The sequence below is a fragment of the Plesiocystis pacifica SIR-1 genome, assembly GCF_000170895.1.
GTDB classification, from domain to species: domain Bacteria; phylum Myxococcota_A; class Polyangia; order Nannocystales; family Nannocystaceae; genus Plesiocystis; species Plesiocystis pacifica.
Genome location: NZ_ABCS01000001.1, coordinates 233,728 through 257,454 on the forward strand (window position 1 = coordinate 233,728; position 23,727 = coordinate 257,454).

Here is a 23,727-nt window from a genome sequence, read left to right on the forward strand (position 1 = left end):
CCGACCCTCTGAGCCTGTTATGCTCGGTCGGTGCCGACCGCCGAGCGTCCCCACCAGGTGCGCAGCTGCACGGGCTGCGGGGCCACCGTCGAGTTCGGCCGGGACGGGCTGAGTACGCGCTGTCCCTACTGCTGCTCCTCGCTGGTCGACGCCGAGCGAGGGGCGGCGGGGGTCGACGCGGTGGTGCCCTTTCGCGTGCCCTCCCGCGGCGCCCTCGACCAGCTGCGCGCCCACGTGGCCCGGGGCTCGTGGGCGGGCTTTTGGGCCCCCAAGTGGGTCGGTGAGCTGATCGAGCGCGGCCCCATGCGCGAGGACGGCAGGGGCCCGCACGGGGGCCTACGGGGTGTTTTGGTGCCCTTTTGGGTCTACGAGGGGGTGGTCCGCAGCGACTACCACGCGCGCGTCGGCGTGGACTGGACCCGCGAGCTCACGCGCAAGAACAAAGACGGCGAGTCGGAGACCAAGGAGATCCGCGAGACCGAGTGGTTTCGGCTAACGGGCAGCGCCGTGAACCAGATCGAGGACCACCTGGTGTGCGCCTCGGTCGGTCTGCCCAAGGCGGAGGCCCAGGGGCTGGGCAGCTACGACCTGGGCTGGGCCGTCGACTTCGATCCGCGCTTGCTCTCGGGCTTCGAGGCCGAGCTGCCTTCCATCGGCGAGCGGCGCGGCGACGCCGAGGCCCGCGCCGAGATGCGCGAGGCCGAGGCCAAGCGCATCGTCGACGAGCTCTTGCCCGGCGACCACAACCGCTTGTCGACGATTCAGACCGCGGTCGAGCTGCACGGCCGGCGGCTGGTGCTGTTGCCGGTGTGGATCGCGAGCTATCGCCAGGACGCGTCGGAGGTGCTTCGCCTGGTCGTCAACGGGCAGACCGGGCAGGTCGGCGGGCGCGTGCCCGTGGACTGGCGGAAGGTCGCGGTGGCCGTGACGATCGTCGCCCTGCTCGCGGGCCTGATCGCCCTCGTGGGTTGGTGGCAGGGCTGGTGGCCCGAGCCCGACGGCCTGGCCCAGCTCGCGCGGGGAGGGACGGCGTGAGCGGCGAGGCGACCCGAGATCTGCTGCGCTGCGAGTCCTGCGGGGGCACGGTGCTGTGGGACGCGGCGGCCGTCGAGGCGGCGTGCCTGTTTTGCGGCTCGCGGACCCTCGCGGTGCTCGACCCCGACGCGCGCCTGCCCACGCCCGAGCAGTGGCTGCCGATGACCGTGCTCGCCAGCGAGGCCCAGGCGCGCTTTCGGGCCTGGGCCACGGCGTCGTGGTTTCGACCCAAGGAGCTGCGCGAGACCGAGGTCGAGCTGCGCTCGATGTTGCTGCCGGTGTGGCGCATGGACTGCGCCCTCGAGACCCACTGGGCGGGGCTGCGGCCGGCCCTGACGACCGACTCCAAGAAGCGGCCGGTGGCCGGCGTCGCCGAGCTCGAGGCTGAGGTGCTCGTGCCCGCGTCGGCGGGCCTGAGCCCGGCGGAGCTCGAGGCCCTGCGTCCCTTCGACGAGACCCACGCCGAGGCCTGGCCCGAGCGCGAGGACGCGTCCACCGAGGACGCGCGCTGGGATCCGCTCGCGGTCTGGGAGCCGCCGGCGCTGACCCGCCGGGGCGCCCGGCAGCGCGCCCACGCCGAGCTGCGCGAGCGACACCGACGGGAGATCAGCCGCGCCCGGGGCCTGGTCCGTTGCCACGTCAGCCCGCTCATCGAGGACCGCGAGGTCGCGCTGCTGATGGTCCCGGTCTACATCGGCACCTTCCGCTTTCGCGACCGGCCGTGGCGCTGCGTCATCCAGGGGCAGAGCGGGGCCGTGGTCGGCGACGCGCCCGTCGACCGGCGCAAGCTCGCGCTGGTCATCGCGGCGACTGTGGTGGTGGTGGCGATGGTGATCGCCGCGCTCGCGTGGTCGAGCTGAGCGGCGCGCTCAAACCGGCGCGCAGCCTGGCGCGTATCCGGCTCCATGCGTGTCGAAGACGCCCCGATCGCCGCTGCTTGCGAGGAAGATTGGGAGAGCATGACGCCAGATGTCAGGGGGCTGCGCCGCCGCTGCGAGGCCTGCGACAAGCAGGTCCACGACCTCTCGGCGATGGACGAGCGCAGCGCCCGTGCATTTTGGGCGGCCGCCTCTCACGCGAAGCTCTGCGTCCGCTACCTCAGCAACGCGCGCGGCGAGATCGTGTTTGGCCTCGGCCCGCAGGCCTCGCGCGACTTCGTGAGCGTCACCCGTCTGCGGGCGCCCTCGGTGATCTCTCCCGTGCCCGCGCGGGCGGCCTTTGGCGTGTCCTTGGCAGCCGTCCTCGTGGCTTGTAGCCCCGCGAGCGAGGCGCCCGAGCCCCTCGAGCTCGACGTCCCGACCGTTGCGATGGAGCGACCGGCCGCGTCGCCGGCTTCCTTCGTCATCCCCATGACGCCGTGCTCGCCCGAGCCACCGGACCCCGAGCCTGTCGAGGTTGACGCGTCCAAGGCCAAAGTGCGCAAGACCAAGACCAGGAGCAAGTCGAGGGAGGGGAAGGAAAAGAGGAAGCCGCTCGAGGGTTTCGATCAGTACATGGGAGCTCCCCTCGAGTTGGACTAGCCAAAGTGGTGCGCGCTGATCGGGGAGGCGGAGAACTCCCCGCGCGAAGCCCATTGCCCCACGACCAAAGCGGAGGAGCGGACAGCGATGAAGCGCCCCCGCGGTCTCGAGGCGCTCGTGGGGGCAGAGTCGTCCTCAGCCCTTGTCGCGGGTGCGCAGGGCGAAGCTGACCAGGGTGATGTCCACGGCGATGAAGGCCCCAAAGCGCAGGGTGCCCAGGTAGCTCGTGTCCGTGCTGACCTCGTCGCCGTTGGCGTCGGTGACCACGGTGCTCAGCTCCTGGGCGAAGGGGCTGTAGCTCGCGCCCAGGCCGAACACGAAGGGCGACTTGGCGGCGCCGATGGTGAAGTAGCCGCCGGGCGAGACGAGGCCGGCGTAGTTGAAGTTCTGGGGCTCGCCGACGCTGGTCTCCTCCTCGCCGCCGTCGGCGGTCGCGTTGGTGCTCGAGCCCTCGAGCACCCACTTGGAGGTGGTGATGCCGCCGATGTCGAGGACGGCGACGAGCAGGCCGAGGTGCCAGGGCCGGGCGCGGTTCTTGGCGAGGGGGCCGGTCAGGTGCAGGCCGATGGGCGCGAACATGGCGAACTCGCCGTTGCTCAGGCCCTGGGTCGTGGTCCCGTCGCCGTTGATCGCGTTGCCGTAGAGGGCCCCGCCGTAGGCCCCGAGCATCATGTTGATGGCCATGGCGGGCTGGCGGTACTTGAGCTTGTAGCCCCCGGCCGGGAACGCGGCCTGGAGGGTGGCGGAGACCTCGGCGCTGGACTTGGCGTTGGCGAGCTCGATGAAGATCGGCAGGTAGCGGCGCAGGGCGTCGAACTGATCCTCGAGCTGCTTGGCCTTCTCGCGGGCCTCGTCGGCGGCGTCCTGGGCGTCCCCGGCGTAGGCGTTGAGCAGGTCCACGGCCGTCGACAGGGCCTGGGGCACGGCGCGGCTCCAGTCGTTGCTGCTCAGGTCGTCGGCGAGGCTGAACAGGTCGCTGGCGTGCTCGAGCAGGTCGCGGAGCATGTCGAGCTGCTCGGCCTTGGGCGCGGCGGGGGCGGTGCTGGGCGCGGCGCCGAGCTGGAGCATGGGCGAGGTCGGGGCCGCGACGGGGGCGGCCAGGAGCGCGCTGGCGGGCTCCGGGGACGCAGGGCCGTCGAGGCGCGCGCCAGCTTCGGCGGCGTTGCGCTGGAGCTGGGCGAGGCGGGCGAGCTCGAGCATGTCGACGCCGATGTTGGCCAGGCCGACGGCCGCGACGGCGGCGGTCGAGAGCACGTCTTGGGTGGTCGGCGGGCTCGGGTTGTTGGGGTCGCCCAGCTCGGTGACCCGGTCGCGCAGCAGCTCGATGGTGACCACGCTGTCGATGATCATCCGGTGCATGAGCGCGAGCTGGGTCGGGCTGAAGCGCAGCTCGCCCTCGGCCGTCCAGGTCAGCTCGGGGACCATGCTCTCGAGGCGCTGGCGGCTCGACCGCGGCATGTCGGCGACGCGCTGCTCGATGGCGAAGGCGACCCCGAGGCTCTTGAAGTAGTCGTTGTCCGAGGACTCCTGGGCGACGACGCCGTAGGCCAGGGCGGAGGCCAGGCGCAGCAGGGCCATGGAGTCCGCGCAGGCGCCGTCCCCGGTGTTCGAGGCCGGGTTGCCGCGCTCGCAGTCGACCTCCGAGGCGGCGTGCAGCGAGACGATGTAGGCCAGGGGGTCGCCGTGCTCGCGGGCGTCCTGGGCGAGGCTCAGGAACACGCGGACCAAGGTCGCGGCGTGCCCGGCCCGGGGGGCCCGCTCGCCGACCAGGACCATCAGCCGGTCGGGCATGTTCTGGAGGTCCGAGATCAGCGCGGCGTTGAGGGTCGCGCCCATGACGTTGAGCGAGACCCCGGAGTCGACGGTCTCGAGGGCGTCGCAGGTCAGCGGGATGAACACGCCGATGTCGGAGCCGCACACCGTCTCGGTCAGCTGCTCGCGGACGTAGGCGATGGCCTCCTCCTTGGCGCGGTCGATGACGAACTCGGCGATGCCGTTGAACAGCGTCGAGCCGGCGGAGCCCAGGGAGGTCAGGGAGCCGATGGACTGGGGCGTGCCCGAGGTGCCGATGTCGACGGCCTCGATGAACGCCGCCTTGGCGTCCTCGTAGCCCCGCTCGGGCGCGGTCAGCAGCTCGAGCAGCTGCTCGCTGGACTTCGAGAGCACCTCGATGAGCTGGGTCAAGGTGACGCCGTTGTCGTTGTAGGCGGCGCGCAGGACCTCGACGTCGCGGGTCTGGAGCCCGCCGTCGAGGCCGGCGAGGTGGTCGCAGATGAGGCCCAGCTCCGTGCCCACGGCGGCGAGCTCCTGGGCGGCCTGCATGACCTCCTCCTTGGTCGAGGAGGCGCCGAGGTCCTGGAGGTGCTCGAACAGGTCGCGGCTGTCGAGGTCGCCGGAGATCAGCGAGGTCAGGTCGATGTTGGCGCTCCCGCCCCACTCGTCGCTGTGCAGGTTGTCGAGCTCGGTGCAGGAGTTGGCCAGGCGCTTGGGGAAGTCGGAGCTGAGCACGACCTGCGTGGGCACGGAGATCGGCTCGGTCCGGGCGATGCGCAGGTACTCCTCCTCGCTCAGGAAGTTGAGCGGCGAGTCGGCGTTGCGCTTGGCCAGGGGGTCGTCGACGCTCATCGAGGACTCGGCCCAGGGCAGGTTGCCCGAGGGCGCGTCCTCGCTGGGCGGGGCGGCCTGGGCCAGGGCGGGCGCGGCCCAGCAGGCGAGGGCGAGGAGGCCCGCGCCGAGGCGGCGCGCGAAGCAGGCGGGGATGGACGAGGGCCGGGGGGTGGTCATGCTTGGCTCGCTTTGGCGAGGTTGAGGGTGGCCTTGGTCAGGGCCTCGACGTCGAGGAAGGGGACGTCGCGGCGCTTGGTCTCGCTGGAGTCGACGATGAGCTGGTGCAGCTGGTCGCGCACGGCGTCGACGGCCGCGTCGCCGCCGAGGCTGCGCGCCTGGGACAGGAGCAGGGCGCACACGCCGGTGAGCACCGGGGCGGCGGCGGAGGTGCCGGTGAACTGGCGGTCGACGCTGCCCGAGGTCCGCCAGGTGGCGATGCGCATGCCGGGGGCGGCGACGGTGGTCCAGTCGCCGAAGCGGGAGTTGGACAGCATGCGCTTGGACGAGGTCATCGCGCCGACGGTGGTCACGCCCTCGAGCTCCTCGGGGAAGGCCGAGGTCTCGCGGCGGCGGTTGCCCGAGGCGATCAGCACGGGGATGTTGGCCTCGCGCAGGGCCGCGAGCCCCTCGCTCAGCTCGTCGCTGACGCGGCGGAAGGTGAAGGTGCAGCACACGAGGTCGACCTCGCCGGACTGGGCCACGAACTTCATGGCCTCGGCCGCGCGGTAGTCGGAGGGGCGGCCGTCGACGCCGTAGACGTCGACGCACAGGCAGTCCGCCTCGGGGGCGATGCCGGGGGTGCGTCGGTGGCGGGCCGAGACGATGCCGGCCACGGCGGTCCCGTGGCCGTTGGCCGAGCGGTCCCGGGCCCGGGCGGGCTCACCTTCGTGGGTCAGGCGCCGGAGCTTGTCGTGGTCGAGGACGCTGATGTCGGCGACGCCGCTGTCGAGGAGCGCGACCCGGGCACCCTCGCCCTTGGTCTGCTCCCACAACCCGTCTTCGAGATTCAACCAGCGAATGTGCCAGGGGACGCTCACAGCGCGATTGTAGGTCGAGCTCCTGGGCGAACCTTGAACTTTCGATCAAGTCGATGGGCCCAACGCGAGACAGCCGACCTGCAGGTCGGCTGTCGTCGGCTCGCAGCGACTGCGAGTTTGGCAGGCCGGAGCCCGCGGGCTCACTCGCCGTCGGCGGGCGCGGGCTTGGGGGCGTCGGGCTTGGGGGCGTCGGGCTTGGGGGCCTCGGGCGGCGCCGCACCTTCGGCGGGCTTGGGCTCCTCGCCAGCCTTCTTGACCTCGGTGACCTCGAGCAGGAACACCAAGGTCGAGTTGGCGGGGATCTTGTTGCCCTGCGCGCGCGAGCCGTAGCCGAGCTCCGGGGGAATGACGACCTTGCGGAGCATGCCCTTCTTGGCGCCCTCGAGGCCCAGGGAGAAGCCCGGGATGACCCCGCGGCCGCCGATGACCACCGGCATGCCCTCGGCGCGGCCGTGGGAGCTGTCGAACTCGCTACCGTCGGTCAGGCGGCCGATGTAGTGGGCCGTGACCTGGTCGCCGTTCTCGGCGGCCGGGCCCTCACCCTCGGTGATGTCGTAGACCTCGAGGCCGTCGTCGCGCTTGTCGGTGTTGATGGGGTCGGCCTCGAAGGCGTCGGCGGGCTTGGGGATGTAGGGCTCGGCGACGTCGATCAGCTCGACGGCCATCCAGATGTCGCCGAGGGCGGGGGCGTTGGGCGGGGCGTTGTCCTCGATGATCGAGGCGGGGACCTTGACCTTGCGCTTGCCGCCGACCTTCATGCCGATGAGGCCGTCGATCATCGCGTTGGCGATGGGGTCGCGGTCGCGGTTCTCCTGGTTGAGGACCAGCTTGGCGGGCTTGAGGCGCGAGCCCATGACCGGCTGGGCGCTCGCGGTGGCGTAGCCGGTGAACTGGAACTCGGCCATCTTGCCCTCGACGACCTCGTCGCCGGTGCCGACGACGTACTCCTGGAGCACGACGCCGTTGGCCAGGGTCTTCTCGCTCTTGGGCTTGCCGTCGAAGGGCGCCTCGAAGGGAATCTCGGGCAGCTTGATCTCGAGCTTGCGGGCCTTGGTGTCGGGCTGGATGCCCTCGACGACCGGGCCGTGGCCCTCGGCGTCGGCGTGCTCACCCTCGGCGGCGTGCTCACCCTCGGCGGCGTGCTCACCCTCGCCGTGGCCTTCGCCGTGGCCGTCATCGTGAGACGCAGCGGCGACCTCGGCCGCCAAGTCGGCGGGGGTGAAGCAGGCGGTGGTCAGCAGCGCGCCCGCGAGCGCCAGGAAACGCAGGTCGATCGTCCTCATGCGGCGCCCCTTATAGACTTTTTTGTGGCCGTCGAGGAGGGCGCGCAGGCTTTGCGCTGGCTCACGAGTCCCGCGCGTGGCGAGCGGAGGCCGCGCGGGAGCTAGAACCTGGCCTCGAGCTGCAGGCGCAGGCGGTGTTCCGGCGAGGGGACGCGCGCGAGGGTGTTGTCGCGCTCGTCCAGCCACACGAAGGTGTCGTAGCGCAGCCGCGCCTGGAACACCCGCGAGAACACGTAGGAGCCCTCAATGTAGGTCCACAGCGAGTGCTCCTGGCGCGCGTTGTCGGCGAGATCCTCGTTGAGGTAGCGCAGCCGCGCGTTGAGCCGGAAGCTGCCCACGGGGTTGGAGCGGAGGATGAGGAAGGCGGCGGCGTCCTGGCGCGGGCGCCCGTCGACGCTGACGTCGTCGATGACCTCGTGCTGGTACTGGGCGGTGAGCGAGAGCTTGCCCTTGGCCTTGCCCCGCGCCGGGCGAAAGCCCAAGCGCGCGGTGATCTGCCCGACCTCGGACAGGCAGCCGCTGCGGTAGCTGATCGAGCCGTCCTCCTGGCGCGGGGTCTCGTCGAGGCCGGCGGTGTTGATGCAGCCGCCGAAGCTCCCGGCGCGCAGGTCGGTGTTGCGGTAGGCCAGCCACAGCCCGGGCCGGAGCCAGGGCGTGGCGTCGAAGTCGGAGCGCACGAAGCCGCGGAACTTGGGGGTGCTGTCGCTGGGGTTGACCCAAAAGTCGGCGAAGGCGCGCAGGTCGAGGCGATCGATGAGCCGGGCGTTGTAGCGGACGCGCCCGCCGGCCTCGTCGCGGTGGCGGTTGCCGTTGAACTCGTCGGCCTCGGCGATCGAGCCCGCGAAGGGGTTGGCGTAGTCCTGGTCGTAGTAGCGCGCGGACAGCTCGAGCTCGTGGCGCCCGAGGGTCGTGGTGTGGCGGGCGATGCCCGCGAAGCCGCCCCCGCCGTAGTCGGCCCCCTCGCTCAGGGTCCGGGCCGTGGCCATGGAGTCGAAGCTGCGCGCGACCTCGACGGCGAGGTCGGACCACCGCTCGCCCCAGCTCATGTCGGCCCCGATCGCGCCCCAGGCCCCGCCGAAGGGCCGGGTCGCGGGGCCCTTGAAGTCGAGCTCGGCGCCCTCGAGCTTCCACACCGCGGTCGCGCCGTAGCCGGTGATGCCCACGTGGGTGCGGCGGTCGTAGAACCACGAGACGTTCGCTCCGCCCAGGAGCTCGTCGTACATGTTGGGCAGGGTCTGGAACTTGTGGGTGGAGGTCGGCGCGAGGGGGTCGCCGGGGTCGCCGACGAAGACCGGGGGCGAGGGGCACAGGTTCGAGTCGCGGGCGTCCTCGCAGGTGTTCACGTCGGCGACGTCGTACTGGTAGACCTGCCGGCTCTGCCACGAACCGAACGCGTAGAGCTGCATCCAGCCCACGGGGAGGTCGAGGTGCTTGGCGCCGATCGCCACGCCGCGCAGGCTGTCGCGCCAGCGAAAGTCCGCGGTCCCGTAGAGGTCTCCGGCCGCCCCGGAGCAGGGCGAGGCCGGGAGCTCGCCGGCGCTCTCGCGGCACTGCACGCCCAGGGTCGTGGGCCGGTAGATGGCGTCGTCGAGGTAAAAGCCGTTGGGCGTGTAGCGGTCGGAGGTGTCGAACACCAGGCGCTGGCCGAAGCCGATGCGGTAGGTGCCGGCGATGACCCCCCAGCGGTCCGTGTCCCACTGCGCGAAGAACTTGGGCAGGTGCACCCGCGCCTGCATGGGATCGGCGACCATGGCCTCGCGGGTCGGATCCCACGCCGGGTTGCCGGGGCGCTGGCGGGTCACGAAGCCCGCGCCGCCGATGGTCAGCTGGCGCAGGGTCGTGATCCGGGCCTGCAGGGCCATGGGCGGGACGGTGGTGTCCGTGGGGGTGTAGGCCGTCTGGTAGCGGACCCAGCCGTGGGTCGCGGTCAGCTTGCGGCGCTGGTCGTTGGCGCGGATGAAGGTCAGGATCGAGCCGAGCTTGCGCTGGTCGAGGACCTCGGCGGCGAGCAGGTCCGCGGGTGCGTGGATGACCCCGACCTCGGCCCGGTAGGCGAGGATGCGGTCGACGTCCTCGAAGCTCAGGTTGGGCAGGGTGTACAGCTCCTCGCGGGTCGCCTCGTTGAGGTCGACCCCGCGCCGGCGCAGCTCCACGAGGGTGTTGAAGGTGTCCTCGCTGATCTGGTTGGTGACGTAGAGGTCGTAGAGGGACTCCTCGTCGTCGATGTCGATGAAGATCTCGTACTCGGCGGCGGAGGCCGCCCGGGGCGCGGCCACGAGGGTCGCCAGGCCCAGGGCCGCGGTCAGCAGTCGTCGCGTCGCGCTCATGATCTCTCGGGCCTCCTCGTCGCTCCTGGCCGGACCTAGCCGCAGGGGGCGGGGTCGCAGGCGGACCACAGCCCCTTGTTCAGCTGCTCGGCCTCGTACTCGAGGGCTTCGTAGGTGTCGACGAGCGCCTCGCCGTTGGGAGGGATGTGCAGCACGCAGGCGTGGCCGCGCTCGACCAGGACCTCGTTGATGACCTGGCCCGAGACGGACACGTAGGCCAGCAGGCGGCCGAACTCGTCCTCGCACTCGAGGTCGTAGCTCAGCTGCACGGTCTGGCCGCTGACCAGCATGGCGTTGGCGGCCTTGGCCTCGGGGCCCCAGCACTCTTGCTCGACGGTGCTCTCGGGGGTGTCGATCATCAGGTAGCGGACGCGCTCGCCGCTGGCCAGGTCGATGGTGTCGCCGTCGATGACCTGGGCGACGACGCCCTCGCTCGGGCCGCAGGCGCTGCCAGCCCCGTCGTCGCCCTCGCTGACGGAACAGCCCGAGCCAAGGGCGAGGGCGAGGCCGAGACCGGCGCGAGCGCGGGCGCGGTGCGGCATCAGTTGCACCCCGGGTTGTCGGCCTTGGGCGTGCCCTCGTCGCCGTCGCCGTAGGGCACGGCGCCGTCGCACCAGCTCGCGGCCGCGTCGTTGGCCGCCGCGTCGTAGCTGCCGGGGTCGAGGCTCTCGCTCTTGCCGGCGCTGACGCTGGTCCAGGTGACCTGGTCGATGAGCTCGCCCCCGCGGGCCAGGAACAGCCCGGAGTTCGAGTTGTTCAGGCCCACGCTGGTCTCGAAGTCTACGGGCGGGAGGCCGCCGTTGACCATGCTGTCGCCGTTGCGCGCGACGAGGGCCGTGTCGCCGGGGCTCAGGGGGATGCAGGTGTTGGCGTCGACGCTGTCCATGACCTCGGGGAAGGTCCGGCCGATGTCGACGCCGTTGAGGTCGACGGCCGCGAGCGCGCGGACCTCGAACCACTCGCCGGCGGTGTCGCCCACGGCGGCGGGGTTGGCCATGTACTCCGAGAGGATCAGGTCGCCGGGGTTTGCGTAGACGATGGCCCGGGGCTCGCCGTTGTCGATGCACTGGTCGTCCATCATCCCGCCCCCGCCCATGCCGCACATCGGGTTGGGTTCGCCGGGGGTGCCCAGGTCGATCAGCATCCCGTAGACGTCGACGGCGGGGCACCAGGGCAGGTCGTCGGCGTCGTCGTTGAGGGCCGGGTCCTGGCTGCCGGGGTCGAGGCTGTGGGCGGCGCCCGTGGGCGAGCTCGACCACATGACGCTGTCGTAGATCACGCCGCCGTAGCCCACGTCCAGGCTCGTGTTCGAGTTGCTCAGCGACAGCTCCATGACCGCGTGGACCACCGGCAGCCCGCCGTTCGTGCCCGGGTCGTCGCTCTTGGCCAGGACCACGTGGGCGCCCGCCTCGATCTCGATGCAGGTCTCGCTCTCGATCGGCTCGGTGAGCTGCCCGCCCTTGCCGATCTGGACGCCGTTGAGGTCGAAGGCGCCGGCGGCGTAGAGCTCGAACCACTCCCCGTTGGCGTCGGTGACCGCGTCGGGGTTGGGCATGATCTCGTTGATGACCAGGTCGCCCATCTCCGGCGGGACCGCGTTGCGCAGCATCATCAGCTGCGGGTCGAGGCACTGGCCCATGGGCGAGCCGCCGCAGCTGGCGTTGACGGCCTTGGGGGTGGGGGCCGCGTCGCACCACTCGAGGGTGTTGGGGTCGAGGCTGATGGCCATCCCCGCCTCGCTCGAGCTGTAGGCGTAGCTGTCGTCGACGGCCTCGTAGCCGATGACCAGGTCGGAGTTGCTGTTGTTGAGGGCGAAGTCGAACAGCAGGTCGACCTCGGGGAGCATGCCGTTGACGGCGGAGTCGGCCTCGCGGGCGACGAGGACGAGCTGCCCGGCGGTGACCGGCACGCAGGCGTGGGGGTCGACGTCGCCGGGGCGGATCAGGGGGTCTTGGAGCGCGCCCTCCTTGCCCGCGCGCAGGCCGTTGAGGTCGCCCGCGGCGGTCACGAGCAGCTCGAAGTACTCGCCGTCGGCGTCGTCGACCGCGTCGGGGTTGGGCATGAGCTCGTTGATGAGCAGCCCGCCCGCCTCGACGGGCTGGATGTCGCGGAGCTCGCCGCCCTCGTAGCACTGGCCCTCGGGGGGCGGCGGCTGGGGGCAGTCGTCGGGCGCCCCGGGGGTGCCCGCGTCGGTCGCCTCGCCCCACGCGTTCTCGCTCTCGCACCACAGCTCGGGGTCGTCGTTGCCCTCGGCGGAGCTGTGCTCCGCGGGGATCTGCAAGCTCGCGCCGGTGGGCGAGCTGCCCCAGCTGACGGCGTCGATGAGCGCGCCCTCGGAGCCGATCCACAGCGAGCTGTCGGAGTTGGTCAGGGACACGCCCATGGTCGCGACCACGGCGCCCTCGGGCAGCGCGCCGTTTTCCTCGGCCAGCGCGCTCTTGGCGATGACGACGTGGCTCCCGGCCGAGACGGCGACGCAGTCCGCCGACGCGATCAGCTCGTCGGCCTCGTCCTCGAGGGACTTGCCGATCTCGAGGCCGTTGAGGTGGACGTCGGCGTTGACCTGCAGCTCGAACCACTCGCCGGTCTCGTCGGGGCTCGCGTCGGGGTTGGGCAGGACCTCGGTGATGACCAGGTCGCCGGGCGCGGGCCGGACGACGTCGACGGGGGCGCCGTCGATCAGGCAGGTGTCGGCGCTGCCGCACACGTCGTTGGGGGCGCCCGGGGTCGCCAGCAGGTCCTCGGCGAACACCGCGGTCGAGTCGCACCAGCTGCCGAGGTTGTCGTTGGCGACGGCGTCCGGGGCCTGGGAGCCGTCGAAGATCCGCGACGCGCCCTCGGTGGGCTCGGCGTAGTAAATTTCGTCGATGACGGTCTCGCCTGCGTCGACGGCCAGGTAGCCGCCGCTGTTGCCGAAGCTGCCCAGCTCGCCCGCGTAGCCGTAGTCGACGTGGCCCATGACCTCGGCGACCTCGTCGAGCATGTCGGCGACGACGACGTAGCCCCCGGCCGGGACCAGCAGCGTCCGGTTGATGACGTGGGTCTTGACGCCGGAGCCGTCGGTCTTGGAGTAGACCAGGGTCAGGCCCTCGAGGTCCTGCTCCTCGCCGCTGGCGTTATAGATCTCGAACCACTCGAGCCCGTCGTCGGCGCCCGCGGGGTTGGCGAGGACCTCGGAGAGGACCAGATCTCCGGGGAGCAGGGCAGGGAGCTCGCACGAATCCCCGGCCTCGTCGTCGGCGCAGGGCTCGACGTCGTCCTCGGGGCAGGCGGTGAGCGAGCAGGCGGCCAGCAGCGCGAGGCCCGAGTAGGCGAGCCTGCGCGCGGGGGAGGGGCGTGTTCCGTGGGAGAGCTTCATCCGTGACTCCAGTGCAGGGCTAGTTCGTTCGTGGCGGGAGTCTCGGAGTCGTCGTCGGTTTCGTCGTCGTCGTCGGTTTCGTCGTCGTCGTCGGTTTCGTCGTCGTCGTCGGTTTCGTCGTCGTCGTCGTCGGTTTCGTCGTCGTCGGCTTCGTCGTCGTCGGCTTCGTCGGCGTCGGCTTCGTCGTCGTCCACCGGTTCCGGCTTCGGCTCTGGCGGCGCGAGATCGTCGGGTCGCTCGACGGCCTCCTCGCTCTCCCCCTCACCGGGCGGCTGCTCGCTGGCGATCTCGGGGTCGACGTCCCCGGCCTTGCCCGGCGGGACGTAGCGGGGCGTGACGATCTGCTCGGGGACCTGGACCTCGATCTGCAGCTGCCGCTCGCCGCTGCGCCGGTCGGTGTAGCTGGTCACCACCCCGCGCACGCGGATGTACTCGCCGCGGTAGGCGTCGATGCCCGAGGCCTCGTAGATGTCGTCGTCCCAGAAGATCAGCGGGAAGTCGTTGAACATCCGCCGCGAGAGCAGCACGCGCTTGGGCCCGCGCTCGCCCTGGCGGACCTCGCCGACGGTGGCCAGGAGCTCGACCTCGTCGCCGAGCCGCGCCTCGATGCGGTCCATGGCGTCCCAGTTGGTCAAGGCGATGAGCGCGGGGTCGCCCTCGGCGTCGCGCTCGAAGGCGGCGACGAACTCGGCCCGGCCGTTCCACCAGTCCTCGCGCAGCGGGTAGTCCTGGTAGCACTGCGCGCCCTCGGCCCAGATGCCGCGCCGCTGCGCCCGGGCCTCGGCCTCGGCGTCGAGGAAGTCCTGGTGGTAGCGCCGGGAGTAGCCGTACTTGGTGAAGTAGGGGCTCATGCCCGCGCGCACGGCCTCGACGTTGTAGTTGACCCACTCGCCGTCGCGCTCGACGAACACGTAGACGAGGTAGCGGTTGTAGCGGCCGCGGATCTCCTTGGGGTGGTCGCGCTCGAGCCGGACCCGGGTGACCCCGACGAAGAAGTCTTCGGCCCAGTGCTTGGCGTCCATGCCCAGGGGCGTGGGCACCTTGATGGGGCGGGAGGTCTGGGCCTGCTTGGCGGCGATGTACTCCTCCCAGCCGACCTCGAACTCGCGCCAGGACTTGTTGGACTTGAAGGTCTCCTCGGTGTCGATGCCGAGCAGGCGCAGGCTCGTGTCGAGGCCGTCGACCTTGATGGTGTCGCCGTCGACGATGGCGTTTTGCTTGAGCGGGAACTCGCCCAGGACCAGGCCCGCGGACTCGCGCTCGAGCTCGCTGCGGTCGAAGGTCGAGGGCGCGCTGGCGCAGCCGAAGCTCGCGGCGAGCAGGACGGCCCACAGCGCGCGGGCGCGGGATCGTGAGGGACTCAAAGGCACCGGTTCGGACCTCCTGGGCTGCCCGGCAGGCCGACGCCGAACAGGGGCTGGTCGGGGTCGGCCTCCTGGTCGTCGACGCACCAGCAGCCGGCGCTGTCGAGGTCGTTGGCGTCGGCGCTCGGCGGGCTGTCGGCGTTGCCGCAGGCCAGGGTCCCGGCCGCGGGCAGGGCGTCGACGTCGTAGAAGACCTGGTCGATGAGCTCGCCGCAGGCCAGGAGCTCGACGAAGGCCGAGCGGTAGCGCATCAGATCCAGGGGGTAGCTGTCGTCCTCGTCCTCGCTCTCGGCGAGGCTGCCCCCGGAGATGTCCCAGCCGATGGCGTAGTCGACGAAGCTCTGGGACTGGTCGGGGTCGCCCGGGGCGACGACGGCGTAGGCTCCCGGCGCGAGGGAGAGATCGTCGCGGACGAAGAAGGTGAGCTCGTCCCCGCTGGTCGAGCGCAGCCGCACCCGCATGCCCTGGAGATCGACGGTCGAGGCGCTGGCGTTGTAGACCTCGACGTAGTGGCCGAAGGAGTCCTGCGTGGCCTGGTCCCCGCGCAGCTCGGAGATGACCAGCCCGCCGACCTCCACGGCTGGGCAGTAGTCCGGCCCCGCCTCGCGGGCGCAGCTGAGACACAGGGACAGACACAAGCACGGGGCGAGGCCCCCGACTGCACGAGCGGCGAGCCCGACTCGGGAGGGGGCGGGCTCCAAGGGCTGCACAGGCCCAAGCAGGGCGTGCATCGTCGACCAAAAGCCCACCCTCAGAGTCTGGAGTCTCGGCGCCAAGGTCCGCGAGTCTAAAGTAGGACCAGTGACGTCGGCGCTTCAGCACCAATCCGGTCCCGTGACGCGGGGGGAGCGAAGTGCGCCAAAGCGGCGTTTGAGCGCTCGAATGGCCCATCTGAGGCGGGCTGTGGGTGGCTCCAGGGGGCGACGGAGGAGCTTTTCAGGGCTGTTTCCGGTGGCTTTTCTGGGTCGATGATGGGCAGAGAGATCTCTACCGCGCGCTCCGCAAACAAGGGAGCGAAATCGCTCTTTGGCACTCATCGCCTTTTTGAGGCCGCCGCGCGTTCGAAGGCCAGTTCCCGCGCGGGTTGCGAGAGCCCTCGTCCGGCCCAATGGCCGATTGAATTCATGACTCGAAAAGCAACACTCGCGGGTGGGTTCGGGGTGACTTTCGCTACCCCAGCCGGACGCACAATCGTCATGTCTACACGCGCTTAGGACCGATGAGTGTCCGAAGGGACATGCGGCTTCGGGGTCAGAGCGCCTCCTCTTGCCAAACGAGGCGAGCCACAGCGGGCGAGCTCGAGGCTCCGCGTCGCCCCTCGTGCGAATCGGAGCAGGTGCCCCGGTAGCGATCACACTGCTTGCAATCCGCTGGCAAGGAACGCAGGCTTTGGCGTACCGGCGTGAGTCATGAAGGGCGCTTTCCTCAAGTGCATGAAGGAGATGGTCGTCACCCAGCACGGTGAAGACCAGTGGATCGAGATCCTCACGGCCTCGGACTTCCCCAACAAAAAGCCGATCTTGGCGACGAGTACCGTGCCCGACGAGCACTTTTACTCGGTGCTCAAGACCTCGCAGCGCCAGCTCAAGATGGGTCGGCGGCAGCTCTACGACGCCTTCGCCGACTACTGGATCTGCATCTACGGTCCGCGCCTGTCGCCGCGGCAGTTCGAGGAGTGCTCCAACAGCCGCGAGTTTCTGGCCGTCCTCGACCACATCCACGAGACCGTCCAGCGGCGCGTGCGGGGGGCCAAGCCGCCCACGCTGACCATGGAGTGGCAGAGCGAGGACATCATGATCGTGACCTACGAGTCCGAGCGCGAGCTCGTCGACTTGTTGATGGCCATGTTTCGCGCCCTCGGTCGCTACTTCAACGACGACATCGAGCGCGTCGAGAAGATCGATTCGACCCACGTGCGCGTGGGCTTTGCCGAGCTCGTCGACATCTCGGCGGCCCAGTAGCTCGGGCAGTCACTCGGGGGTCAGGCCTCGGGCTCGGACTTGGCCGCGAGGGCCTTGGCCTCTTTTTGCTTCTTGCGCAGGACCCAAAGCGTCCCGGCGGTGAAGGTCGGGAACACGTTCAGGCCGGGGGCGAACTCGAGGGCCGCGGCGGGCAGGAGCTGCCAGCGCGGGCCCATCATCAGCATGAGCAGGGCGCTGACGGCACAGCTGAACAGGAGCTGGGCGGGGAGCGCGAACTGGTCCGCGCCGAGGGTCAGCGCGGTCGTCCCGAACTGAACGGAGTCGGCGAGCAGAGCCAGGAGGACGCCGAAGGTGTCGCGGTAGCGGACGCCCTTTGGGGCCTCGCTGGCCTCGGGGGAGGGGCTGGCGGGCATGGCGGTCGAGGTCGCGGACAGGGCCATGGCCTCCCCAACCCTCGGGAGCCCCGCGCATTCCCGCCTGGATGGCTAGTACCGCGTGTCTGATGTCCGTGCCGGGTTTGGGGCATCGCTGGGACCCGAGGGCAAGGAGCCGCGACGACGCTGTGGTGGACCCCACTGCGAGGAGCGGCGACACAGCCATTCGGGTTCCAGTGCCGCTCCAAACCCGGCACGGACTTCGGACACGCGGTACTAGCACTAGCCGTTGGGCGCGCTGGGCATCACCGGGAGTCGGCGCATGGCGCCCTGGCGCTCGCGCTCGGCCAGGTACTCCTCCCACTTGGCGATGGTCAGCTTCTGGAACTCGAGCACGGCCGGGTTCAGCTCGGCGACGGGGGCGTTGTAGTAGCGCTCGTAGCCGCGCTGCTCCGCCTCGACGGCGGTGCCGTCCTCCTCGAGCAGGGGACGCATCAGCACGCGGTTGGCGATCTCGAGCACGGGGCGCATGAACCACCGGGGGATCGGGGTGCCGAGCACCGGGATGTCGAGGGCCTTGTAATAGAACAGGAAGAAGGCCCGGGTGGTGCGCTCGTCGATGGGCAGGATCAGGCACCAGTGCTTGATCCAGTCGTCGGTGTTCGACCACTGATGCGGGTACGCGTAGCACAGCCGCATGTGGTTGGTGTTCGCCTTCTTGCGCGGGATGAAGTGGCTGTAGAGCTTCCCGGCGCCGACGAGGGTGTCGTACTCCACGAACACCTGCGCGGCCTCGTCGTCGACCTCGATCTTGGTCAGCTTGGGATCCTTGAAGGGCTCGTAGCGCTTGTGCAGGTAGGCGTGGGTGAAGTCCGAGACGTTGTCGATGATCATCGAGTGGTGGGCCTGCCAGGTGAAGTCCACCGGCACGCAGGCCCAGGCGTCGGGCCCCTCGAGCTCGGGGATCTCGGGCATGGCCACGGTCTCGGCGCGATCGCGGTCGCCGGGGAACAGCCACATCAGGCCGTAGCGCTCGCGCACGGCGAAGTCGGGGAGGCGGATCTTGGGGAGCTTCTTGTCGAACAGCTCGTGGGGCACGTCGACGAGGCGGCCGTCGCCGTCGAAGGTCCAGCCGTGGTAGGGGCACACGACCTGGCAGCCCCGGACCTCGCCGCCGCTGAGCGCGAGCTGGCGGTGGGCGCAGCGGTCCTCGACGGCGCGCAGGCTGCCGTCCGAGCCGCGGAACAGGGCGAAGTCCTTGCCCCAGAAGGTGACCTTGGTGACCTCGCCGGGGGCCAGGTCCTTGGAGTAGCCCACGGGGTACCAGTAGTTGGGGTTCATGCCGGCGGCGCGAACCTTTTGCCTGCGGTTCTTGGCTTCGTGGAAGCTGGGGATGGGCAGCTTGGTGGACATGGTGGGCTCGCTCAGGGGCTCGGGTTGGTCGCCGGCTCGGGGGCGGTCTGGCGGGGCACGGACACGGCGCTGGCGCGGCGGACCATGCCCTCGCGGGCGAAGAATTCGACGGCCTCGGCGATGGCCGTGCGCAGCTCCGTGGGCTCGAAGCCGAGCTCGCGCTGGGCCTTGGAGCTGTCCACGCGTCGACGCATGCGCAGCACCGCGAGGGAGCCGGGGGTCAGGCGCTGGCTCGCCTTGGGGAAGAAGCGGGCCAGGGTCCCGGAGTAGACCTTGGCCACGCGGTTGACGAACTCGAAGGGCAGCTCGACGAGGGGGTGGTCGACGCCGGCGACCTCGCCCGCGGTCCGGAACAGCTCGCCGAGGGTCAGAAAGCCCGTGGCGAACACGTACTTTTGCCCGCTGCGTCCGCGGGCCATGGCCAGCAGGTGGCCGTCGGCGATGTCGCGGGCGCGGATCCAGCTGAACCCGCCGTCGACGTAGGCGCGCTGGCGGCCGTCGATGTAGTCGCACAGCGTCCCGCCCATGCGCGAGGGCAGGTAGTCGTGGGGGCCGATGCACCCGCAGCTCGTGGCGATGACCACGTCGAGGCCCTCGGCCGCGAACACCAGGGCCTGGTGCTCGGCGAGGGCCTTGGTGTGGGCGTAGGCCATGGGCCCGCCGCCCTGGGCGTAGCGGAAGGGGTAAAAAGGCAGGCCCTCGGCGCTGGGCTGGCTGGGGTCGTCGAGGTCGAAGCCCGTGGCCGAGAAGGAGCCCGTGAGCACGACCCGCTCGACGCCGGCGTCGAGGCTGGCGCGGAGCAGGTCGCGGGTGCCGAGCACGTTGATGGCGTAGAGCTCGCGCTGCTCGGCGGGGTTCGAGGTCGCCGTCGAGATCTTGGCGGCGACGTGGAACACCCGGGTGACGCCGTCGAGGGCCCGGCGCAGGGAGTCGAGGTCGCGCAGGTCCCCGGGCGTGCGCTCGATGTCGAGGCCCTCGAGGCCGCGGTCGTTGGCGCCGGGCTGGACGAGGGCCCGGACCGCGCAGCCCTCTTCGAGCAGCCGGCGGACCAGGTTGTTGCCGACGTGGCCGCTCGCGCCGGTGACCAGGATCGTGCCCTTGGCCAGGTCGGCGGCGGGGAGGGGAGGGGTACCGTCGCTGGGAGAGCTCGTCGCCATGGCCGTAGCGATCCGGGATGGACCGCTTCGGTGGCTATCACGGGCTCCGCCGCGGCGGCGTGCGGCGGAGCACAGCGGAGCACAGGGGACCCGAGGACCGCGGTGGCGGAGCCACGAGCCTACTCACGGCGTCGACGACGGAGGCCCAAGAGCGCGAGCAGGGCCAGGGCGCCGGTGCCCGCGAAGCCGCGACCCTCGGCGCCAACCTCCGCGTCGGCCGTGCACCCGCAGCCACGCCCACCCGGGAGCCAGACCTCGTCGCCGCCGGTCTCGCCGGTGTCCGTCTCGGGCTCCTCCTCGTCCTCGAACAGGCAGCCCGAGGAGCAGCCGTCGCCGTTTTCGAGGTTGCCGTCGTCGCACTGCTCGTAGGGCCCGAGGATGCCGTCGCCGCAAATGTTGCCTTCGCTGCCGGTCTCCTCTTCGCCGCCGGTCTCCTCGCCCGGGTCGGGGCCAGGGCCGGCGCCGGTCCCGACGATGCACACCGCGTCGACGTTCCAGCCCCCGAACTCGAGGCCGCCGTCGGTCTGCACGTTGAAGCCGACCTCGATCTCGCCGTCGGCGTCGAGGAAGGCGGTCAGGTCGACGTCGTGGAAGCGCCACTCCTGGTCGCGGTGGTGCCGGTGCGCCGTGTAGTCGTCGACGCTGGCGAGGTTTTGCCAGCCGGTCTGGCCGTTGGCGGTGATGAAGGCCTGGTCGAAGTAGCCGTCCTCGACGGTGAGCCAGCGGCGGTACTGCAGGCGGACCCGCTCGTAGCCCGAGGCGTCGATCACCGGGGTCGTCAGCGAGTCGGAGCTGAAGGGCGGATAGAGGCCCTCGGGGCCGATGTTGGTGCCGGCGATGGATTGACCCTCGAAGGCCGAGGCCGGGTCCCCGCTCGCGCCCCCAGGGGAGCCGATTTGCCAGGAGCCGTCGAGCGTCCAGCCCTCGGCTCCGTTCTCGAAGTCGCTGCACCAGATCTCCTGGGCGTCGCCGACGAAGGCCTCGTACCAGGGGTCGACGTCGTTGCGCGGGTAGCTGGTGACGACGTCCTGGCCCCAGTCGAGGCGGGTCCGGTACTGGACGACGGCGTTGTCGGTGGCCCCTGCGATGGTCGCCACGAAGCTCGACGCGCCGGCGGAGGCCATGGGCAGGGTCTGGGTCGACCCGGCCGGCACGCCCAGCTCCGCGCGCTGGCGCCACTCGAGGGTCGCCGTGGGGGTCGCCGTGCTCGGGCAGCTGTAGCCGAGGGGCTGGTAGTCGAGGCGGACCTCGAGCTCGCCGCCGGGGCCGTCTTGGACGGACACGTCGACCTCGGTGGGCCCGCTGAACAGCCCGTGGCGCCCGAAGGCCTCGTCGATCTCGCAGATGTCCGGCGTGCCGTTTTGCAGGTTGCCGTCGTCGTCGTTGGTGACCAGGGCCTCGAGGTACATCGAGGGGATGTCGACGGCGCGGCGCAGGGCCTGCAGCCAGATCTCGTCGGTGCGCCGGACGCCCCCGGAGTAGCCGTGCTTGGCGATGAGCAGCTCGCGGAGGTCCCACAAGGTCCCGCCGATGATCTGGCCCTCGAAGTGGACCCCGCCCTGGTCGCCGGGCCAGGTCCACTCCGAGCCCGGCGGGTCGAGGTCGCGCAGGGGCTCGTCGCTGCCCTGGTAAAAGCCCCGGCCCATGCCCGCGTCGTCGACGATGGTCGCCGCGAGGTAGTCCGCCGCGCCCTCGCTCAGGGAGCCGCTGAAGATGCCCACGCCGGGGACGAGGCCGAGCACGTGGGCGACGTGGCCGTACTCGTGATAGACGACGTCGGCGATCAGCGCGGTGTTCTCACAGCCCGCGCCGGCCAGGAAGAAGTTGATGGTGTCGCCGTCGGCGAAGGCGTTGCAGACGTCGTCGATGTTGACGGTGACCGCGGTCTGCGAGAGCGGGACCTCGAAGCTCGGGTCGATGGCCAGGACCCGCTGCTTGACGATCTCGGTGTGCGCGTAGGCGTTGAAGTGGGCGTCGAGCTCCGGGGGCTCGGCCTCTTCGGCGATCCACACGCCGGCAGGCGTCAGCATGGTCTCGGGGGTGAGCAGCTCGCCGGCGGCGTTGAACAGCTGCGCCCGCTCGCCGCGGAACTCGAAGCTGACGAGCTGGGGGCTCGTGAGCGGGAAGGTCCCGGTGACGTCGGCGACGCTCGTCTGGCCGCCGATGTTCACCTCCATGAACGACGCGGGCATGTTGACCCGGGCGCCGAGGGGGTTGCGCTGGAAGGCCCCCAGGCGCAGCTCGGCGTAGTGGACCAGGCTGCGCCGGGCCACGGGCTTGCCGGTGCGCGCGTCGATGAACACCTCCCAGCGGCCGTGGGGGTCGTCGAGCTGGACCTCGACGGCGTAGACCTCTCGGGCCTCGATGCCGCCCCCGGGCCGGACCAAAGGCAGGATCTTCGGGCCGTCGAGGGCCGCGTCGGCGCGGGTCGGGGCCAGGTCGGCGCCCGCGAAGTCGTCGGCGATCCATCGGCGGGCGCTCGCGCGGACCTGGGCCTCGGGGGTCCGGGACACCGCCGCGCCGCCGGCGGGGGCGAGGGCGTCGAGGCCGGGGACGGCCTGGGAGCGCACGGCGATCAGCCGGTCGGCCTTGAAGCGGAAGCTGATCTGGCCGCCGACCACGGGGCGGCCGTCGTGGCTCTGCGCGAAGCCGAGGCTGCGCACGTCGCCGGTCATGACGTTGGCGACGAGCTGAAAGTCCGTCGCCCGGGCGCCGGGGGCGAGCAGGGGCAGGTGCTCGGCGAGGAAGGCCCGGGCGTAGGCCTCGGCGGCGGCGGGCGAGGCCACGGAGTGGGGCACGCTCAGCCCCGCGGGCACGACGGTGTCGAGGATCCCCGTGTCGGCGTCGAAGCGGGTCAGCGCGCGGCCGCCGAGCTTGGCCTGGAGCCGGGCGTAGGCCTGGGCCGTCGAGGGCTGCGCGCTCGCGCGGCGCCACTCGTGGGCCTCCACCCGCCGCGGCGTGGTGACGCCGGGGGCGAGCTCGAGGGCGTCGCGGTGCTTCAGGTGGTCCGGGGGCTGAACCGCGCCGGCTGGGGTGCTCGGCACGAGCAGGCCCACGCCGACGACGAGGCCGATGCCGAGGGGAAGGACGCTACGGGGGGAGAAACCGGTGAACATGTCGAAGGTCGCAAAACCCCGGACCCGGTCCGAGGGTGACGAGGGCATCATGACGGATGTCCATGTCCTCGCCCAGGCCGAACCTTCGGGGCTTTTGCGGGGTCGGGGGACGCGCAGGGGTGTGGCTGTTTCCCGGCCGGAACGACTGATAGGCTCTACCCGTGAGCGTGAGCCAGATGACCCCGCGGCTCTCATTGGTGCTCGCGCTCACCTTCCTTGGCGGCTGTGGTGGGGCGCCCGAGACCAAGCCGGCGCCCGATGCCCCCGCGTCCGTTCCGGATGGGGAGGCCGAGCAGACCGACCCGGACGCCGCCGCGCCCGCGATCGAGGCCGCCGACACTGGGGGCCCGGGGATCGGCGAGGCCGAGGCGGTCGACCCCGCCCTCGGCGAGGCCCTCGATCTCGAGGTCGACTTCCACCGCACCCGCACGGCGAGAGGACCCGGCTTTTGGGTCCTCGCCGAGCTCCACAACCCGGCGCCCGAGCCTGTCGGTGGCCTGCGCGTTCGGGTCGCCCTCGTCGACGCCCTGGGCACGGAGCTGCACGTCGTCGAGCACACCGAGCCGGGGGCGCTGGCGGCCGATGAGCGCCGCGCCGTCGCCGTGTTGGTGGCGGGCCCGGTGGTTCACGAGGAGCTCGTCATCGGCGCGAGCGCGCGGCCCTTCGTCGACGAGGCCGTCGGGGCGGCGCGCCTGGACGCGTCGCGCTTCGCCGCCCTCGAGCTCGATCACGACGAGGCCGCGCGCGCCGAGTTTGGCGGCTGGTTCGTGACCGGGCGAGTGACCAACGGGGGCGAGGGCGCGAGCGCGGGCGTCCGCGTCGAGGTCCGGGCCAAGGACGGGGACGATCGCCTGCTCGGCCTGGACTGGCTCGAGCTGGCGACCATCGATCCTGGCGAGACCCTCGAGTTCGACGTGGGCGGTCTGCGCTACGACGAGGCGCCCGAGCGCTTCGAGCTCGAGCTGCGCTGACCCGAGCTGGCGGGCCAAACACGCAGGCGAGCGTGCAGGGCTCGCGGCGGAGCTTCGAAGGCCCGCTGCGCTCGCCGCGGAGCTGCGCTGCGGGTCGCTCTCGGGACACGCGCGCGGACTTTTTTGCGGTGTCGAGAGAGCGCGAGCGGCCCCCACTGGAGGTGGGCCTCGGCGAGGCCGATGGGCCCGAGCGGGGCTTGGGCTGCGAAGTTCAACTGAACGCAACGGGGGATCTTCGCGAAG

17 protein-coding genes are annotated in these 23,727 nt (G+C 71.2%); 5 read left to right on the forward strand and 12 right to left on the reverse strand.

Going from position 1 to position 23,727, the window contains the following annotated elements; all coding sequences use genetic code 11:
- The first annotated feature begins 30 nt into the window (after window positions 1-30).
- From PPSIR1_RS00885 to PPSIR1_RS00895, 3 genes are all read left to right on the forward strand, one after another.
- On the forward strand, window positions 31-1,035 hold the full coding sequence (locus PPSIR1_RS00885; RefSeq protein WP_006969073.1) for a TFIIB-type zinc ribbon-containing protein: 1,005 nt from the start codon (window positions 31-33) through the stop codon (window positions 1,033-1,035).
- Window positions 1,032-1,895 carry a TFIIB-type zinc ribbon-containing protein gene (locus tag PPSIR1_RS00890; RefSeq protein WP_006969074.1) on the forward strand — a complete coding sequence of 288 codons (864 nt, stop codon included), beginning with the start codon at window positions 1,032-1,034 and terminating at the stop codon, window positions 1,893-1,895. The genes PPSIR1_RS00885 and PPSIR1_RS00890 overlap by 4 nt, the downstream gene beginning before the upstream one ends.
- 99 nt (window positions 1,896-1,994) lie before the next feature.
- Window positions 1,995-2,555 (forward strand): hypothetical protein, encoded by a 561-nt coding sequence (locus PPSIR1_RS00895; protein WP_045115123.1) that lies wholly within the window; start codon window positions 1,995-1,997, stop codon window positions 2,553-2,555.
- Between the two features lie 135 nt (window positions 2,556-2,690).
- On the opposite strand, the gene PPSIR1_RS00900 is transcribed toward PPSIR1_RS00895, so the two are convergent.
- The 8 genes from PPSIR1_RS00900 to PPSIR1_RS49020 form a co-directional block, all read right to left on the reverse strand.
- A complete protein-coding gene (locus PPSIR1_RS00900) occupies window positions 2,691-5,339 on the reverse strand; it encodes a hypothetical protein (RefSeq protein ID WP_006969076.1) in 2,649 nt (882 codons plus the stop codon).
- On the reverse strand, window positions 5,336-6,199 hold the full coding sequence (locus PPSIR1_RS00905; protein ID WP_086000892.1) for a S8 family peptidase: 864 nt from the start codon (window positions 6,197-6,199) through the stop codon (window positions 5,336-5,338). The genes PPSIR1_RS00900 and PPSIR1_RS00905 overlap by 4 nt, the downstream gene beginning before the upstream one ends.
- A gap of 140 nt (window positions 6,200-6,339) precedes the next feature.
- Entirely contained in the window at window positions 6,340-7,482 is a 1,143-nt protein-coding gene (locus PPSIR1_RS45455; protein ID WP_006969078.1) for an FKBP-type peptidyl-prolyl cis-trans isomerase, read from the reverse strand.
- A gap of 101 nt (window positions 7,483-7,583) precedes the next feature.
- Window positions 7,584-9,809, reverse strand: coding sequence for a ComEA family DNA-binding protein (locus PPSIR1_RS00915; protein WP_157595082.1), 2,226 nt, complete (start codon window positions 9,807-9,809; stop codon window positions 7,584-7,586).
- Between the two features lie 35 nt (window positions 9,810-9,844).
- Window positions 9,845-10,351: a thermonuclease family protein gene (locus tag PPSIR1_RS00920; RefSeq protein WP_006969080.1), complete on the reverse strand. Its 507-nt coding sequence runs from the start codon at window positions 10,349-10,351 to the stop codon at window positions 9,845-9,847.
- Window positions 10,351-13,167 (reverse strand): lamin tail domain-containing protein, encoded by a 2,817-nt coding sequence (locus PPSIR1_RS00925; RefSeq protein ID WP_006969081.1) that lies wholly within the window; start codon window positions 13,165-13,167, stop codon window positions 10,351-10,353. The genes PPSIR1_RS00920 and PPSIR1_RS00925 overlap by 1 nt, the downstream gene beginning before the upstream one ends.
- Window positions 13,164-14,531: a thermonuclease family protein gene (locus PPSIR1_RS47235; protein WP_006969082.1), complete on the reverse strand. Its 1,368-nt coding sequence runs from the start codon at window positions 14,529-14,531 to the stop codon at window positions 13,164-13,166. The genes PPSIR1_RS00925 and PPSIR1_RS47235 overlap by 4 nt, the downstream gene beginning before the upstream one ends.
- Window positions 14,528-15,169, reverse strand: a complete 642-nt coding sequence (locus PPSIR1_RS49020; protein ID WP_045115125.1) for a lamin tail domain-containing protein — start codon at window positions 15,167-15,169, stop codon at window positions 14,528-14,530. The genes PPSIR1_RS47235 and PPSIR1_RS49020 overlap by 4 nt, the downstream gene beginning before the upstream one ends.
- Before the next feature lie 771 nt (window positions 15,170-15,940).
- Between PPSIR1_RS49020 and PPSIR1_RS00940 the strand changes: the two genes are divergently transcribed.
- Entirely contained in the window at window positions 15,941-16,492 is a 552-nt protein-coding gene (locus PPSIR1_RS00940; protein WP_006969084.1) for a heme NO-binding domain-containing protein, read from the forward strand.
- 20 nt (window positions 16,493-16,512) lie between these two features.
- Here the strand turns inward: PPSIR1_RS00940 and PPSIR1_RS00945 are convergent, their stop codons facing one another.
- The 4 genes from PPSIR1_RS00945 to PPSIR1_RS49890 all read right to left on the reverse strand — a co-directional run bounded on the left by PPSIR1_RS00945 (window position 16,513) and on the right by PPSIR1_RS49890 (window position 22,564).
- Window positions 16,513-16,893: a hypothetical protein gene (locus tag PPSIR1_RS00945; RefSeq protein ID WP_006969085.1), complete on the reverse strand. Its 381-nt coding sequence runs from the start codon at window positions 16,891-16,893 to the stop codon at window positions 16,513-16,515.
- 216 nt (window positions 16,894-17,109) lie between these two features.
- The gene (locus tag PPSIR1_RS00950) at window positions 17,110-18,240 is read right to left on the reverse strand and encodes an aromatic ring-hydroxylating oxygenase subunit alpha (RefSeq protein ID WP_006969086.1); all 1,131 of its coding nucleotides are present in this window, start codon (window positions 18,238-18,240) and stop codon (window positions 17,110-17,112) included.
- Between the two features lie 11 nt (window positions 18,241-18,251).
- Window positions 18,252-19,397: an NAD-dependent epimerase/dehydratase family protein gene (locus PPSIR1_RS41500; RefSeq protein ID WP_006969087.1), complete on the reverse strand. Its 1,146-nt coding sequence runs from the start codon at window positions 19,395-19,397 to the stop codon at window positions 18,252-18,254.
- A 119-nt stretch (window positions 19,398-19,516) separates the two neighbouring features.
- Entirely contained in the window at window positions 19,517-22,564 is a 3,048-nt protein-coding gene (locus PPSIR1_RS49890; protein WP_232296408.1) for a DUF4215 domain-containing protein, read from the reverse strand.
- A gap of 110 nt (window positions 22,565-22,674) precedes the next feature.
- Between PPSIR1_RS49890 and PPSIR1_RS00965 the strand changes: the two genes are divergently transcribed.
- Window positions 22,675-23,484, forward strand: coding sequence for an FxLYD domain-containing protein (locus PPSIR1_RS00965; protein WP_006969089.1), 810 nt, complete (start codon window positions 22,675-22,677; stop codon window positions 23,482-23,484).
- The last annotated feature ends 243 nt before the right edge of the window (window positions 23,485-23,727 follow it).

Coding starts and splice junctions, on each gene's coding strand:
- PPSIR1_RS00895 (WP_045115123.1), top strand. CDS start 1,995: ATGACGCCAGATGTCAGGGGGCTGCGCCGCCGCTGCGAGGCCTGCGAC.
- PPSIR1_RS00900 (WP_006969076.1), bottom strand. CDS start 5,339: ATGACCACCCCCCGGCCCTCGTCCATCCCCGCCTGCTTCGCGCGCCGC.
- PPSIR1_RS45455 (WP_006969078.1), bottom strand. CDS start 7,482: ATGAGGACGATCGACCTGCGTTTCCTGGCGCTCGCGGGCGCGCTGCTG.
- PPSIR1_RS00915 (WP_157595082.1), bottom strand. CDS start 9,809: ATGAGCGCGACGCGACGACTGCTGACCGCGGCCCTGGGCCTGGCGACC.
- PPSIR1_RS00920 (WP_006969080.1), bottom strand. CDS start 10,351: ATGCCGCACCGCGCCCGCGCTCGCGCCGGTCTCGGCCTCGCCCTCGCC.
- PPSIR1_RS00925 (WP_006969081.1), bottom strand. CDS start 13,167: ATGAAGCTCTCCCACGGAACACGCCCCTCCCCCGCGCGCAGGCTCGCC.
- PPSIR1_RS00940 (WP_006969084.1), top strand. CDS start 15,941: ATGAAGGGCGCTTTCCTCAAGTGCATGAAGGAGATGGTCGTCACCCAG.
- PPSIR1_RS00945 (WP_006969085.1), bottom strand. CDS start 16,893: ATGGCCCTGTCCGCGACCTCGACCGCCATGCCCGCCAGCCCCTCCCCC.
- PPSIR1_RS00950 (WP_006969086.1), bottom strand. CDS start 18,240: ATGTCCACCAAGCTGCCCATCCCCAGCTTCCACGAAGCCAAGAACCGC.
- PPSIR1_RS41500 (WP_006969087.1), bottom strand. CDS start 19,397: ATGGCGACGAGCTCTCCCAGCGACGGTACCCCTCCCCTCCCCGCCGCC.
- PPSIR1_RS49890 (WP_232296408.1), bottom strand. CDS start 22,564: ATGATGCCCTCGTCACCCTCGGACCGGGTCCGGGGTTTTGCGACCTTC.